The sequence below is a fragment of the Pseudomonadota bacterium genome, assembly GCA_026388255.1.
Classification (GTDB): Bacteria; Desulfobacterota; Syntrophorhabdia; order Syntrophorhabdales; family Syntrophorhabdaceae; genus JAPLKB01.
Window position 1 is genome coordinate 21,451 of sequence record JAPLKC010000084.1, and the last position, 15,858, is coordinate 37,308.

Annotated in this window: 14 protein-coding genes; 8 read left to right on the plus strand and 6 right to left on the minus strand. The window is 41.3% G+C overall.

Features of this window, described 5'->3' with window-relative positions; all coding sequences use genetic code 11:
* The first annotated feature begins 285 nt into the window (after positions 1-285).
* The 7 genes from pgeF to NT178_10775 all read left to right on the plus strand — a co-directional run bounded on the left by pgeF (position 286) and on the right by NT178_10775 (position 8,686).
* The gene (pgeF, locus tag NT178_10745; GenBank protein MCX5813007.1) at positions 286-996 is read left to right on the plus strand and encodes a peptidoglycan editing factor PgeF; all 711 of its coding nucleotides are present in this window, start codon (positions 286-288) and stop codon (positions 994-996) included.
* A gap of 41 nt (positions 997-1,037) precedes the next feature.
* Complete coding sequence (locus tag NT178_10750) at positions 1,038-3,176, plus strand: ATP-binding protein (protein MCX5813008.1); 2,139 nt, start codon at positions 1,038-1,040, stop codon at positions 3,174-3,176.
* A gap of 15 nt (positions 3,177-3,191) precedes the next feature.
* The gene (locus NT178_10755; protein MCX5813009.1) at positions 3,192-4,091 is read left to right on the plus strand and encodes a ParB N-terminal domain-containing protein; all 900 of its coding nucleotides are present in this window, start codon (positions 3,192-3,194) and stop codon (positions 4,089-4,091) included.
* Entirely contained in the window at positions 4,072-5,019 is a 948-nt protein-coding gene (locus NT178_10760; GenBank protein MCX5813010.1) for a hypothetical protein, read from the plus strand. The genes NT178_10755 and NT178_10760 overlap by 20 nt, the downstream gene beginning before the upstream one ends.
* Entirely contained in the window at positions 5,016-5,801 is a 786-nt protein-coding gene (locus NT178_10765; GenBank protein MCX5813011.1) for an SDR family oxidoreductase, read from the plus strand. The genes NT178_10760 and NT178_10765 overlap by 4 nt, the downstream gene beginning before the upstream one ends.
* 1 nt (position 5,802) lies before the next feature.
* Positions 5,803-6,462, plus strand: coding sequence for a DUF4013 domain-containing protein (locus NT178_10770; GenBank protein ID MCX5813012.1), 660 nt, complete (start codon positions 5,803-5,805; stop codon positions 6,460-6,462).
* A gap of 85 nt (positions 6,463-6,547) precedes the next feature.
* On the plus strand, positions 6,548-8,686 hold the full coding sequence (locus tag NT178_10775) for an AMP-binding protein (GenBank protein MCX5813013.1): 2,139 nt from the start codon (positions 6,548-6,550) through the stop codon (positions 8,684-8,686).
* A 1-nt stretch (position 8,687) separates the two neighbouring features.
* Here NT178_10775 and NT178_10780 read toward each other — a convergent pair whose 3' ends face one another.
* The 4 genes from NT178_10780 to NT178_10795 form a co-directional block, all read right to left on the minus strand.
* On the minus strand, positions 8,688-10,739 hold the full coding sequence (locus NT178_10780; protein ID MCX5813014.1) for a PAS domain S-box protein: 2,052 nt from the start codon (positions 10,737-10,739) through the stop codon (positions 8,688-8,690).
* Positions 10,740-10,752: 13 nt separating this feature from the next.
* Complete coding sequence (locus tag NT178_10785) at positions 10,753-11,895, minus strand: FIST C-terminal domain-containing protein (protein MCX5813015.1); 1,143 nt, start codon at positions 11,893-11,895, stop codon at positions 10,753-10,755.
* Between the two features lie 72 nt (positions 11,896-11,967).
* Positions 11,968-12,582 carry an RlmE family RNA methyltransferase gene (locus NT178_10790; protein MCX5813016.1) on the minus strand — a complete coding sequence of 205 codons (615 nt, stop codon included), beginning with the start codon at positions 12,580-12,582 and terminating at the stop codon, positions 11,968-11,970.
* Entirely contained in the window at positions 12,575-13,654 is a 1,080-nt protein-coding gene (locus tag NT178_10795) for a hypothetical protein (protein ID MCX5813017.1), read from the minus strand. The genes NT178_10790 and NT178_10795 overlap by 8 nt, the downstream gene beginning before the upstream one ends.
* A 232-nt stretch (positions 13,655-13,886) precedes the next feature.
* Here NT178_10795 and NT178_10800 point away from each other — a divergent pair, with 232 nt between their 5' ends.
* Positions 13,887-14,612 carry an MBL fold metallo-hydrolase gene (locus tag NT178_10800; GenBank protein ID MCX5813018.1) on the plus strand — a complete coding sequence of 242 codons (726 nt, stop codon included), beginning with the start codon at positions 13,887-13,889 and terminating at the stop codon, positions 14,610-14,612.
* Between the two features lie 9 nt (positions 14,613-14,621).
* Here the strand turns inward: NT178_10800 and NT178_10805 are convergent, their stop codons facing one another.
* Positions 14,622-14,798, minus strand: a complete 177-nt coding sequence (locus NT178_10805) for a hypothetical protein (protein ID MCX5813019.1) — start codon at positions 14,796-14,798, stop codon at positions 14,622-14,624.
* A gap of 89 nt (positions 14,799-14,887) precedes the next feature.
* Positions 14,888-15,829: a phosphotransferase gene (locus tag NT178_10810; GenBank protein MCX5813020.1), complete on the minus strand. Its 942-nt coding sequence runs from the start codon at positions 15,827-15,829 to the stop codon at positions 14,888-14,890.
* Between the last annotated feature and the right edge of the window lie 29 nt (positions 15,830-15,858).

Genomic DNA, 15,858 nt, shown 5'->3' on the forward strand with positions numbered 1-15,858 from the left:
CATGGAAAAGGTGATAGGCATATTCATCCGGATGTTTACAAAGGTCATGGGTATCAGCGGCACAGAGTCACTGTGCGCATCAACCTAGATATTCCCCGGTACAAAATCCAACCTCATAGTACGTCCTTATCTCAGAGAGATGGTACAATCGGAATTAATGGTCGTCATGACAACGGGCACAGTCCAGTTGTTTCCGCATTGTTTCCCATCCGCAAAAATAGTATATTGACTACAAAGCAAAATAAATTGAAATAACTGACATAATAAACATATCACAGGAAATTTATGAAATTCGAATTAAAACATATAGGCGATTGGTCATATTACTACATACCCAAGCTCGAAGAAACAGGCATAGCCCACGGTTTCTTTACAAAAGATTCACCATCGCATATGCTGGAAGGACAGAAAAAAGAAGAGTTTCTCCATGCTTTTTTCCTTAAGGATGCAATCGTTATGAATCAGGAGCACGGCGATATGGTCCATATCGTAAGAAACGGTGACAAGCCGGCATCAGGAGACGGCATCATCCTTATAGAAAAAGGCATGGCAGGCATCATCAAAACGGCCGATTGCCTTCCTGTTATTATCGCAGAGTCCGGTTATCCCATGGTATCCATAATCCATGCAGGGTGGCGCGGCACTGTAAAGAAAATTGTACAAAAGGCTGTCCATGCAATGACAGAACTCGGCGCAGAAAAAAAACATATGACAGCGCTTCTGGGACCGTCCATAAGTTCATGCTGTTATGAAGTCGGACAGGATGTTTACACGGCTTTTCAAAACAAAGGTTTTTCAGGAGGTATCTTTCGTAAACCGGGGGAGTCGCTTTTTCTTAATATCAGGCAGGCAAACAGGGAAATATTAGAGAATGCGGGCATAAAAAATATATTTGATATTAACCTGTGCACCTTCTGCAGCAAAGATCTTTTTCACTCATATCGTAGAGGCGAGACAGAAAAAAGGCAGATAAACTTTGTTTCTTTGATGGAATGAAGTATAATTGAAAAATGTTCTTTAGCTGTGAACCGTAAACTGTGAACAATTTTAATATGAAATATAAAAAAGAGATATTCTTTACATCCCTCGTTTTTTTAATCTTCGGGTTCTTCTTTTACCTTGAAATACAGCTCCCCTTCTTCAAAAAATTCCTCCCTATTGAGGAAAACAAATTGATCGTCATTATACTGAATATCAACCTGCTCCTGATCCTGCTCCTGCTCTTCCTTGTCACACGGACACTGGTAAAAACATATATTGAAAAAAAACGGGGTATCTGGGGCTCCGGTCTGAAAACCAAGCTCACCCTTACGCTCCTCATCGTCTCCATCATCCCGTCATTTACCCTTTCGATCCTCGCAACAGGCTTTTTTCACATAAGCATGGACAAGTGGTTCAGCCAGAAGATCGAAGATACACTTGATAGCGCACTTGAACTTTCACAGTTTTACTATGGCAACCTGTTCCAGCAATATGAAAAAACAGGAGAAACGCTCGCGTCAACCATTGGTAAGCAAAAACTCTTAGAAGATGAGGAAGGGCTTAATAAAACCCTCAAAAAAGATGTAAAGGCAAGGCGTATAGAATACTACTCGATACATGATCTTTATGGAAACTTGATAAAAAGTAATCTCAGTCAGGAAATTGATGAGAAACTTTCAGGAAAAGCGAATTCATATACAAAAGACGACCTTATCAGGGAAATAATCCCCTTAAAAGAGGGAGAGCTTATTATGACCGGCATAAAGATTAACGACGAATATGGTGACCCACAGGCTATACTGTTTATCGGCAATACAATAAAAATGCACGGCACATATAGGATTAAAGAGATCACCTCCACCCGCAAGGAGTTCAAAGAATCAAGGGCATTCAAAAAAATACTGAAATACAGCTTTTATATACCGCTGTCACTCATAACGATATTGACAATCTTCTTTTCTGTATGGGTCGGGATAAAAATGGCAACGGAAATCACTACCCCCATAGAAAAAATGAAAGAAGGGGCAGCAATCATTGCAAAAGGAAAATTTGACATTAACCTTGAAGACAGGGGCAAGGACGAAATAGGCACTCTGGTGGGCGCATTCAACAGCATGGCAAAGGAATTGAATATTGCCAAGGATGAGATTGAGGCAAAGAAAAAGTACATGGAAGTAATTCTCGACAATGTAGCTACCGGCATTATTTCTACAGATAAAACAGGTGGTATTCAGCTCATAAACAGTGCGGCCAGGAAAATTATCGGGATCGAAAAAGAAACACTGACCGGCACGCACCTGAGACAGATTTTCCCTGATGACTTTAAAAAATATATGAAATCTTTTTTAAAGGAGGCAAGGGATGCAAGCTGGGGGAGTATCACAAAAGATATGAGGCTCAATCTTCAAAACGATATAAAATACATACGGGCTTCTCTCACAACTTTGAAAGATGAAGCGAGCAAAACAGAGGGGTTTATTATAACCTTCGACGATGTTACACACGTTGTAAGGGCTGAAAAACTTGCTACATGGAGGGAAGTGGCAAAAAAACTTACCCATGAGATAAAAAATCCCTTAACCCCCATCGTCCTTTCTGCCGAACGCATTCGGAGAAGATTGCTCTCCAATTTTAAGGGTGATGACAAGGAAATACTCGATGAAACCACTTCCATCATAATTAAATCGGTTGATGACATAAAAGGTATAGTAAACGAGCTGACAAAACTAACACATATCTCGCAAACAAAAGCTATAGAAGATATTAACTCCATAGTCGAAGAAACTATCTCTCTCTACAGGAACCTTTATCATAATATTAGCTTTCAATTCAACCGTACAGAGGTTCCCAAATTCAGAGCAGACCGGGACGGCATTAAAAGGACAATCATAAATCTGATCAGCAATTCAGCAAAGGCGATAGACAACAAACAGGGCACAATTGTAATTACAACAAAATACGATGAAAATAAGGGGGCTGCCATTTTAGAGGTCGCTGATAACGGCGCAGGTATTCCCGGAGAAAATAAGGAGAGGATTTTTGACCCATATTTTACTACAGACAAGCACGGCATGGGTCTCGGGCTTGCAATTGTCCATTCTATCATTCTCGAACATCACGGCAGAATACGCGTAGAAGATAATATGCCTGAAGGCACGAGATTTATTATCGAACTGCCTATTATTGAGGCATAAAGCACATTTTAAATTATGAAAACTATCGACATTGACCATATAAACATCAACGACAAGAGGTTCTGCATATCATATCCAATGTATGACAATACCCTCCTTTCATCAATTAAAAAAGTCGGTATTATACAACCTGTTATTCTTCTTAGCACAATGCCTTATGTTGTCATAACCGGATTTAAAAGGATCCTATCGGCAATGCAGGCAGGTTTTACAAAAATTCCCTCTGTGATTGTCAATATCAGTGAAAAAGACGCCCTTCTTTATGCCATCCACGACAATATAAAAAGAGGACTGAATATTGTCGAAAAGGCTCACGGTATTGAAAGGATGCTTCATATGGGATTCTCTTTGACCGAAATTCATGAAGCAATGATGCTGTTATCCCTTGATCCGCATGAAAAAATCATGGAAAGGTTGACCGCTATTGCAGACATGGAAGATATCTTTAAAGCATTTATAACTACAAAAGGCGTTGCAATGAAACAGGTTGAAATGATGATGCGTTTTAACAATGAAGAGAGGGCATGCATTATTGATATACTTACCTCCATTCACACAACGGAAAGCTTTATAAGGGAAATTCTCGAAATGTTGAATATTGTAAAAATAAAGAGGGGCAACGTAGATTTTGATTCGTTAAAAAACGCGCCGGACGCACAGGAACTAAAGAAAATACTGAAAAAACTCACGAACCCGATTCTCGTATCGCTTGAAGAAGAATTGAAACAAATAAAACTCCGATGTGCGCTCCCCCCTGATATTGACATAAAAGTAGACCCTTTTTTTGAAAAAGGATATATTGATATGGTGATAAGGGCAAAAACCGAGGATAAGGCAAAAGACGCCATTGAAAGACTCAACAGCATTTTAAGCAGAGGATACATAAGGAGTATACTTGAACTTACAAGAGGTTAGCATTGAAGAGGCAAAGGGAAATATCGTAAGGGATTGCCCGGGCACAAAATATCACATATGCTGCGGGTATAAAACGATTGACCTCATCGAAGGCTGTATAATGTCCTGCTCATATTGTATTTTAAAGGCCTATATCAATAACCCTTGTATAAAAATCAACAGGGATATCCCTTACATCACATCCCAGATCGCACTCATGATCGATTCTGAAACAAACCATACATTGAGATTCGGCACAGGAGAGCTATCCGACAGTCTCGCCCTTGACCGGAAACTCGGGCTCAATCGTCCACTCATCGAATTTTTCGGGGAAAAGAGAAAGGCGCTTTTTGAATTAAAATCAAAATGGGCATATATCAAACATCTTGTTCCATACCTGAACCCATATACGGTAATCTCCTTTTCTCTGGCGCCCCAAAACATAATCAACAAGGAAGAGAAAAGGACAAGTCCTCTTTACAAAAGACTTCGGGCAGCAAGAAAGGCTCAGGAGTCGGGATGTTTTGTGGGCCTCCACTTTGATCCGATCATAATCTATGAAGGATTTGAAAAAGATTATGAATACCTCATAGATGACATAGGCAGGATACTTGATCTGGAGAAGGTTATCTGGGTCAGTTTGGGGCTGCTCCGTTTCCCGCCAAAACTCCTTGACCGCTTCATCGAAGAAGGCAGGAAAAACCTGCTCTACGGTGAGTTCATAAGGGGCGAAGACGGAAAATACAGGTATATAAAGCAAGAGAGAATAAAGGTGTACCGGATGCTTTATAGTCTCTTAAAGGCAAGGGAAGAAGGGCTTTTTATATACCTGTGCATGGAAAGGGAAGATGTATGGCACAAAACAACAGGTTTGACCGTAGAAGACAACGAAGCCCTCATAGGGCTTTTTGATAAGAGAATAGAAAATCTTTTTGGAGGAAACATATGAAATTCAAAGATAAAGTTATATTTGTTACAGGGGGGACGAATGGACTGGGTAAGGCAATGGCAAAGGCATTTCTCGAAGAAGGGGCGCTTGTGGGAGTAAACGGAAGAAATAAGGAATCTATCGCAAAATTTGAAGAAGAGTTCAATGATAAACAGACGATGGTCTTTAATGCAGATATTACAAACTATGATGAGATGGAAGGTGTTGTTGAAAAGGTTTTTGAAACATGGGGCAGAATTGATGTATTGATAAACAATGCCGGGGTTATCAACCCCCTTACGGTGTCTGAAAAGATGAAAAAAGAGGATTTTGACAGGGTAATCGATGTAAACCTGAAAGGTACTTTCTATGTGACACAGATTTTCGGTAGAAAAATGATAGAGCAGAAACAAGGAAGAATTCTATTTATTGCATCACAGGTGGCACACATGGGGGAAAAGGGTTTCCTGCCTTATTCAATCAGCAAGTCTGCCCTTATGTTAATGACAAAGTCCCTTGCTTATGAGTGGTCAAAATATGGTGTTACCACCTGTGCAGTTGCGCCCGGTTTTATGAAGGGTGGTATGAATGAGGGTTTAATAAGAAAAGAGGCCTTTGTGGATTACCTCTCAAAAAGAACGCCTATGGGCAGGATGGGTAATATAGAAGAGCTTGTATCCCTTATACTTTTTCTCGCTTCAAACGATGCCCGATATATAAACGGCGAGACTATAACCATGGATGGCGGCATGACCGGCTTTACGCAGGAATCTCTGTTGGATTTCATCATGAAAGGGCGATAAGATGGAACTCTTTCCCTTCATACAATTTACATTAAATACACAATATTTCATGCGTTGGATTTCCGGCGGGATCATCCTCTATATCCCTGTCCTTAATTTTTTCTCACTGGGTTATCTGGCAAAGGCATCGAGGCTTCTTATGATAGGCAGTGTCGGGCTTCCCACATGGGAAAGGAAAAGTGAGATATGGATGGAAGGGGTAAAACTCCTTTTTATTTTTATACTTTATGAGGCCATACCGTTTTTTCTTTTTTCTTTCGGGTTTTTTCTTACAACCTTAACCAGTATAACGGCTTTTTTTGGACACATACTTATCAAATTATCTTATCTTGCCCTTTTTCTGTGTTCTTTTTTCATCCCCTTTGCCTTTGCTGCATTTTCCGAAGTAAGCGATTTTAAAAAAGCGCTTGAATTCGACAAGATTCTCAATGGAATAAAAGAGGTGTTCATTCCATACGCAGGAGGGTATATAGGTGCTCTCATTGTCCTTTATATCTGCAAGATAGTCATTCGTATTCCATATCTCGTCGGGTTTATCCTTTCGTCCGCCCTTACTTATTATACCCTTCTCATTGCAACATATTACTTTACCCGGTTATATATTAAAACGACTCTTTCTGAAGATAAGATAACAGAGAAAGATATTCAGGGTAGCGAGTGATCGAAGGAGGGACAAGGATACCAATTTTCGCCACTCTAAAATCAACTTGACAAACTATCCGGTTACATATATAAACGAAACAAAAATGAATATTATTTTAGAAAAGAGTGCGAGAGCCTTGTTCAGGTTCTACTTTCGTTTTTTCCATAACATTAAAATTGAAGGTAGCGAAAACATACCGAAGAGCCCGGGTAAACTGATCATTATTGCAAATCATGAGAGCTTGCTGGACGGTCTGATTATCTGGACATATCTGGATTTGAAATTCAAGATTGTTGTTGACAGGACGAGGGCGCAGGAATGGCTGCTGAAGCCCTTTATGCAGAATACATATACCATACAGATAGATTCTATGAACCCCTATTCACTGAAAGGGGTGATAGAAAAGGTCAATCAAGGCATTCCCCTGCTCATTTTTCCTGAAGGCCGTATCACAAGGACCGGCGGCATTATGAAAATCTATGAAGGCACAGGCTTTGCTGCTTATAAGGCAGGCGCAAGGATACTCCCTGTATACCTGAAGAATACCTTTTCAACGATCTTTTCAAAAAAACAGGGTAAGAGAAAGATTTTTGCCCCTATAACAATGAGCATCGGGAAGGTACATGAACCTATAGATGTTGCGGATCTGCTGCCGCGGAAACGAAAAAAGGAGGCTGCAGCGATCATCTACAAGCTCCTCTGTAATGCATCCTATGAGGCCCATAATAAGCCGTCCACATTAGGACATGAATTTATAAGTGCCTGTAAAAAACATCGGAACAAGATACTCTATAAGGATGTCACAAAGAATGAGATAAGTTATAAAAAGGCGCTGACAGGCGCCTTTATCCTTGGCAGCCATCTTTCACACATCCAGGACCAACATATAGGGATACTGCTTCCAAATCTTACGGCAACCGCATTGATTTTCATGGGTTTACAGCTTTTTAGGAAGGTCCCGGTTTTTCTCAATTACTCAAGCGGACCGGGTGCATTAAAACATGCTATGGAACTTGGCGATCTGCATGTTATTGTAACGTCACGCAAGTTTATTGAAACCATAAAGATTGATTATGCTGTCTTTGAGGGGAAAAGGCTTGCCTTCATAGATGATCTAAGGCAGGAAATCCGTCTTGGAGATAAACTGCTCGGTTTGTGGAGAAGCGCACATCCGGGGTCATTTTCCAGGGTTTTACCTGATGAGCATAAAGAAACAGCGGTCATCCTCTACACATCAGGCTCTGAAGGCGTGCCCAAAGGGGTTTGCCTGTCCCATGAAAACATCATTTCCAATATCCATCAGTCACTCTCAAGGATAGATCTGAGAGAAACCGATTACTTTTTGAATGCACTCCCCATGTTCCACAGCTTCGGACTGACCGTGGGGACAATTCTTCCTATGTTTGCCGGAGCAAAGGTTTTTCTCTATGTAAGCCCCCTGCACTACAGGATTGTACCGGAGATCGCCTATGATCAGGGTTGTACCGTCTTAATGGGGACAAACACATTTTTGAACGGCTTCAGTAAAAAAGCTCACCCCTATGACTTCCACGCAATGCGTTACATATTCTGCGGCGCCGAGGCCCTAAGCGACGCAGTCTTTGAAAGGTATGCGAAGACATACGGCATCCGGATATTGTCCGGCTACGGAGTCACAGAATGTTCGCCAGTCATCAGTATCAATAATGCACTTGAGCATGAGTATGGAACAGTAGGGAAAATACTGCCTGGCATAGAGCATAAACTCATGCCCGTTGAAGGCGTAGACAACAAAAACGGTCATGTGGGCCGGCTTTATGTGAAGGGTAAAAATGTGATGAAGGGGTATCTTAAGAATGAGAAGGCAAACCGAAAATACCTCATTGAAAATCAGGGCTGGTATGATACAGGGGATATTGTAGAGATAACTGATGAGGGTTTCTCCAGGATTGTAGGCAGATTAAAACGATTCTCTAAGATAAGCGGCGAGATGATATCATTAACCGCCATAGAAGAAGCATTAACAAGGGAGTTTGGCGATCGTAAAGATATAGCCGTAATGGCAGTTGCAGATGAAAGGAGGGGCGAGAAACTCATTCTTATTACTAATAACCGGCAGATCGAATTAAAGACCGCAAGGGAAAAATTAAAAACAAGGGGATTCTCAGAGCTTGCCTGTCCAAAAGATATACGGTTTACAAAAGAGATTCCGAAGCTTGGCAGCGGCAAAGTGGATTATATGAAACTAAAAGAAATGATATGACTTATTGCAGCGTTTTTCTTTTATCCAAGGCTTCCCTTATCTTAATTGCGATATCTTCAAAGGAATAGGGTTTTTGGAGCACTTCAACGCCCTGTTTGAGGATAAAATCAGTATGGCTGCCGTTTAGGCTGTATCCTGTTACAAAAAGACACGCCACATCGGGTTTTATTTTTTTTATTTCTTCATAGACTTCGCGTCCGCTAAGCTTGGGCATAACCACATCAAGGATGACAAAGTCAATTTCGTCATGCCTTTCTGTAAAGATATTAAGGCCCTCTTCTCCGTCTGAAGCAATAATAATGTTGTACCCAAGGGCCTGGAGAATTTCTGATATAATCTTCCTCATATCTTCATCATCTTCAACAATAAATATTGTTTCATATCCTCCTTTTATGGTTTTTTCTGCAAGATCTTCGCTTTCTACAACGGTCTCATCTACTGACGGAATGTATATTTTGAATGTAGTGCCTTTGCCGGGCTCACTGTAAACATTAATAAAACCTTTATGCTGCTTGACGATACCATATACAACAGAAAGCCCGAGTCCGCTTCCGATATCCTTTGTTGTAAAAAAGGGCTCATAAATTTTGTTTACAATGTTTCTGGGAATACCATATCCTGTGTCCGTAACAGAAAGCACAACATAATTCCCTGGTTTTAAATCAGGATAAAAGCTTGAGTATTCCTGGCTTATCTGTGAAGCATATGTTTCTACTGTTAATTTTCCCCCTTCAGACATGGCATCTCTTGCATTTACCACAAGATTAAGCAAAACCTGGTTGATCTGTGTAACATCAGCCTTTATTTTAGGGAGTTCGGGGGAAAGAATCATGTTAATATCGATATGCTCTCCTATTACCCTTTGGATCATTTTTGTAAAGCTTACAAGGACTTCTTCTAAATCGACCACCTTCAGCTCAAGTACCTGACGGCTGCTGAAAGCAAGGAGCTGTTTTACGAAGTCCGCTGCACGGGAAGTAGCTTTTTCGATTGTGGAACAGTATTCATATATCTTGTTTTCCGGCGATGAATGCAGTTTTGCAAGCTGTGTGTTGCCCAATATTACACCAAGCATATTATTGAAATCATGGGCTATACCGCCTGCAAGTCGTCCAACAGTCTCTAATTTCTGCGATTGAAGAAGTTGCTCTTCCAATATCTTCTCTTTGCTCATATCAAGAAGCGTACCTATAAAGGACAGATTCCCCTGGTATGTTATATAGCTTCCAGTGGCTTTAATAGGTCGTATTTCGCCGGATTTATTACGGATTCTAAAATCAAACCTGGCTGTTTCCCATACCTCCTTGATCTTTTTCATTTCATCCTTGACAAGAGGTAAATCTTCCGGCAGCACAAAATCTTTCGGCCCGAGCTTATCAACAAGCTCATCGTATTTATATCCATAAATCTCACAGAATCTTTTGTTGACAAACCTGAACAACTTGTTTCGAACAATGAAGACACCAAAATGAGACTCTTCGACTATGCTTCTATATTTCGCTTCAGACTCAAAAAGCGCCATTTCAGCAAGTTTTCGCTCAGTGACATTCCTTACAATGGCAATGATCTGGTTTTCCGGCACCGGTATCAGCCTTGCTTCGTAGTAGTTATCCTTGCCGTCTAAAGTGATGGAATATTCCATATTGACTGCTGATATTGTTTCTTTTATCCGTTCCAGGGCACTTTTGAAAATGTTCGCAATATTTTCAATGGGAATTTCATATATCTTGTTTCCAATAAGTCTTTCCCTTGCAATATAGAGATCGGAAGTATTGCCTGTCTTACAGTCGATGATGGTGCCTTCATAATCCAGGCGGAAAAAAAGGTCCGGTATCGCCTCGAAGATTGCCCTCATTTCAGAATTTGTCTGGAGAAGTTCATGTGAGCTTAATTCAAGGGAGCGCTCAAGCATATTACGGTCCATATCGAATTCCTGATATGCATCATTAATCGATTCAATAAATGCTTGCCATTGAGCTGGAATTACGAATGAGTCACCGAAAGATCTCTTTAGCTGACGCCGAAGCAAGCTATGCATAATTGTTTTATCCATAGGCTGTTTTTTGCTATTTCTCCTCAAAAAATGTGGTAATGGTCATGGTCTGATTATGCAGTGAACACTGTGCGCCGGGCATAAAAGGAGATATCTCCCCATAAGAATAAAATCCTGTCATTGTAGTATGGTTTCCGAAAATATCACCGGCAATCTCCACCTCTTCTTCTGTCCGCTGTTTGAGCACCAATTTCCTGCCTACACAGCTTATAAGAATAGCAAGATCAGGGGAACGGGAATCTATAGCCTCATAGCTCGTTTTTGCTGCACCATGAGCCCCGTCAATGAGTCGTTCGAAATTTGCCTTCATAAAGCGTGCGTATGCCCCTTCAGGGATATCCCCTGCGAAGGTCATACTCTGGTTTTCATCGTCGACTGAGAGGATTGTCCTCACTATTCCGGCTTGGCCGCTCTTGGTCCTTATACTCAAAGGGAAGAGCAGTCCTGTGGCCGGCAAACCCTTGGCATGTTCGCCGAGATATAGTTTGTAGGTTTCCAAAGCAGATTTTCCGTCCAATTCATAAAGTACATTTTCTTTTGATTTTGTTATAAGTCGTTCAGGACCAAAGGGGTCCCAGCCTCCCATAGAACCGAAACCTATTTTAAGTTTATTTCCATAAAATCCGACAATGGCGATTGTATTTTGTTTCGGAATATCATCCCAACAAACCAACGTTTTCCCAAAACGTGCACCATCTGCGGCAAGACCGCCTGTAATGGTAACCCCTTCAGGCAGGCACCCGGTCAACCCCCTTACCAGTTCACTGCCGTTTACATTAAGACCGTCGGAGAGGACAAAGACATGTGTCAGGTTTTCCTTGTCTATAGAGCGGGCAAGCTGCTCGCCGGCTTCAAAACTGCTCTCGACATTTCCCAATTCGATCTTGGCGCCTTTGAGATGCGTAGATTCAAACTGGATTGCCGTAACGACAATGGAGTTATCATATACACTGGTGCCGCATATTTCCCCGGCAGTAGAACAACCGAGGATGTGTGCTTCAGGGTATAATTCTCTGATTTCCTGAAAGACTTTAAAGCCTTCGCAGATTGCCGTTGTTCCGAACACACAAACCAGTTGCGCATTGCTCTTCAAGCTCTCTCCACGTACAGACAGCCATCCTGTATCCTCTTTCCAAATAATTTGTTCGGTTTTCATGCTTAACCCCTCAATAAGCTAAAGATTGCATAACCATGTTCATTACTGTTATCGCATAATTATATTATACACTTAATCCTGCTGTACACAACCGTATTTCTTATCAACACATACAAGGTAGATTTCCGAGCTGGCGGTTCTTGATGCAACAGGCTTGAACACGGTAACCTTTTTAAAAAGTTTTTTCAGATTCAGATTTATGTCGCTAAAGGTGTCTGAGAAAAATGATTTCAAAAAGGCGTCCCCGCCTCTCTTCAACCCCTCCAGTATGATATCATAAACGGCATAATATAGTTCCTCTATGTTTTTATTGTCCACTTCACGTATACCGGTAAGATTCGGCGCAATATCACAGGTAATAACATCAAAATGTTTCATGGCATGTTTGCCAAGGAGTTCTTTAATATTGATATCCCTGATATCGCATGTAACGGTTATTGTATTATGAGCTTGGAATGGTTTCAGGGGCAGTATATCTATACCGATTACCATACCCTCCTGCCCTACGATGCCGGAAATTACCTGCATAAAGCTGCCGGGTGCACACCCGATGTCCAGGACTTTATCCCCTTTCCTTATAAAATGAAATTTATCAAGGGCCTCTTTTAACTTATAGGCGCTCCGAGCCCTGTAGCCGTCTTTTTTTGCCTTTTTAAAAAAGGTGTCTTTGGGAACAAATTTACCCATACGGGTTTTTAATAAGGCCCGGTTGTTTTACTTCCGATTTGTCAAAGACCTTCTTAGTAAAATGAGTTAACACATTTTGAGAGACATCCTTATCCTGTAGGCATTCCGTCAGCCCCTTGTAATATGGAAATTCATTGAGGCCGTGAAAAATATACGCATAATCTTCCAGCAGCCTCTTTATCAATGGGATTTTAGATTTCAGTTCTTCCGATTCAAGAAGCTTTGCTATGAATGCATGTTTTTTTTCTTCAACCATATAAGGCGGCAGTATAATGGCCGAACCTCCTCCGATATTGTTATACGTCTTTTTATCTTCCTTAAGGTTCTTCCAATCAAGAGAAAAAGGCTCAAATACGGGATGTTGTAATATCTTTTCTATAGGCAGAGACCGTGTTGTTTCCGGAATTATAAGGTTATATATATCCTTTGGTTTTCTGATATTATTTGTTATGGTTGCGATAAATTGGTTCAATTTGTTTATCTCTTCTTTATGTTTGCCTGATCGGGCAGCAGCCTCTTCCAACAAATAGCCCGCATATACGGGGGATATATCAACCATGGTCATGTTTCCCTTTGTGTCTCCAGGATGTTCCTTCATGATATTCTTGATTCCGGCTTTATCGACAGGCCCACTCGTCAGTTTAAAAAGTCCATTGGAAAAATGAAGGGCAGCATTGAAAAATATGAAGTTATTCTTCTTTAACCCATAGGATGCAACTATCAATCTCATATGCTCAATGTCGTAATTTGACATAAGCGCCCTGTGTTCCCTTACTTCTTCAACCCTCTTCAGAACCGTCCCGGCTGCTACCTTCGGCTCTTCTGTCTTTATTCCTAACGTTTTCAGTGTAAAGAGCAATCGCCTCATTTGTTTCTGAATGTCTTTATCCGTCTCACCAGTATATAAAGCATTGAGATAAACCCCTGCAGTTTCATCCTTTATGCCTCTCAAGGATGTTAAAAACATTACCTTATCGTTTTTTGATAACTGTTGAAATGCATTGAGGCTGTCATCCATAGTACCTGATACTTTTATGTCGTTAATGACTTTTTCAACCGCAGATTGTTCCATATTTTATAACCTTCTCTTTTATTATTCCGGGCGGTTTATTATAACATGAAACCCCGTGTAGCTCCAAAAGAATATAATGACAGTGGCGGCAGGAAAAATTACCTTGACCGCGTCATGAACGTCAAAGTAAAATAGCACACTAAAATAATTTTGAATTGTGAATTTTGGATTGCTGATTTTTTAAATCCAACATCTAAAATCTTAAATCTAAAATCTTTTCATGAGGTGATACATGGCTAATATAATAAATGGAGTTTATTTTATTCAGGGACAGGATGAATTCCTTCCCGATTCCCATGTCTATGTGATAGGCGAGCCATCATCGAATGACCTTTCGATTATTGATGTGGGGCTGACAGGAAAGGGTGCTTATAAAATCCAGTCTATTCAAAATATGGGGATTGAGCTTTCGGCAATCAAGCGGATTATCATGACGCATACCCATTTAGACCATATCGGCTGCTTATCCGAGATAAAAAAACATATTCCCCATGCCGAACTCTGGGTGCATAAACTTGAAGCAGAATTACTGGAAAAAGGCGACGACAGGGGCGTATACGGCATGAATGAGTTTAAAGGCATGTGTCAGATGCAGTTTGGTCTGAAACCTGACTCATTTACCCTTACAGTAGAGCGCAAGCTTCAAGGCGGTGAAACCCTGGAGATAGGCAACATGATCTGGGAGGTAATCCACATTCCAGGGCATTCAATGGGCGGGATAGCCCTTTACAGTCCTTCTTTGGAAGTGCTTATCCCCGGAGATGTAATCTATGCAGATAATGCCATAGGTCGTTTTGACCTTTTTGGCGCAAATCCGGATGAATTGAAGAAATCCCTTTACCTGCTTGCCGGACTGAAGGTTGACATCCTTCTTCCCGGTCATAATCAGATTGTAAAGGGACTCCCCGAAGGATATATCAAAAAAGTGGCAAAAACATGGGAACCATACCTGACATAGGGCATAGCATCAGGGAAAACAACCCAACTGACAGCCGAAAACCTTGATCTTCAGTTCATTCAGCATCTCCCCCAGTTCCTTTGAGGGGATATTCTCTTCCTCAGCAATATTGAGGGCCTGCTTGCAGGCAATCTTACCATCCTTCGTGTGCGCATTAATCTTTTCAATGACCGCCTCTTTATTCATCGTTCTCTCCTCATTTTTAAATCTTTCTTTATTTAATTATCTACCGATATCCCACCGAAGTCAACTGCCATTGCAAGACAGGATACAAGCTATTGCAAGGACAAGATACTGTTTTGCTTGATCCGTTTATGACAGATTTCGGAAAGTTCTCTCAGCCGTATAAGAGACGTTGCATGTGAAGCCGCACGTTGAAGGTTCATGAGTCCAACAGGAATATAACCAAGGAAGGTTTTTAGCCCCTTTTTCAACCCCAGAAAGCCATAGGCCCCAAGCGCTTGCATAAGACGCTGCGCCGAAGCCTCCCAGAAGGCATTCTGGAAATCGGGCCAATCAATGATCTGTTTTGACAGCCGGTAATAAAACAGGAGGAGATTATCAACCTCATCTTCGGAAAACCTTACATAAGGATCACAAAGCAACGAGCCAATATCGTAAAAGGGGCTTCCAAAGCGCATCCCCTGAAAGTCAATGAGAAAAGGTTCTCCGTCGCGAATCATCACGTTCTGGGATTGCAGGTCGCGGTGAACAAGCGTGCGTCCTTTTTCAACAAGCCGCCGGGCAAGATCAGAAAGTTCTGCCTCAATTTCATGCCATAGGGGCGTTTCCATGTCAATTCCACAGATACCGTTTACAAAATGTTCCCTGAAGTAGTTCTGCTCCCAGCGATAGAGTTCAGGATCAAAACCGTCCATGAGCCTCACCTGCTCCCGGGGGAAATCACTTTCAGGAAATAAATGGAGTCTATGTACAATCGAAAGTGTCTTCTGATAAAGTCCCTGTCTGGTTTCCCAGGGAGTATCTTTTAGAGACCAGAGATTTGCATCCCCCATGTCTTCCATGAGCATGAGACAGGCTGCCGGATCATGGCTGATCATTAAAGGCACAGGGATATAGATGCTTCGGAGGAATATCGCAATATCGGCATAGTACACGTTTTCTATGCGATTCGGGTTGTATTGAATCAGGATAGCCGAATCCTTGTCATTCCATTTCAAGCGAAAAAAATTACGATCCGACCCTCTTATTGCCAAAGGAGTAAACTCTATGAAGACCGATGTTG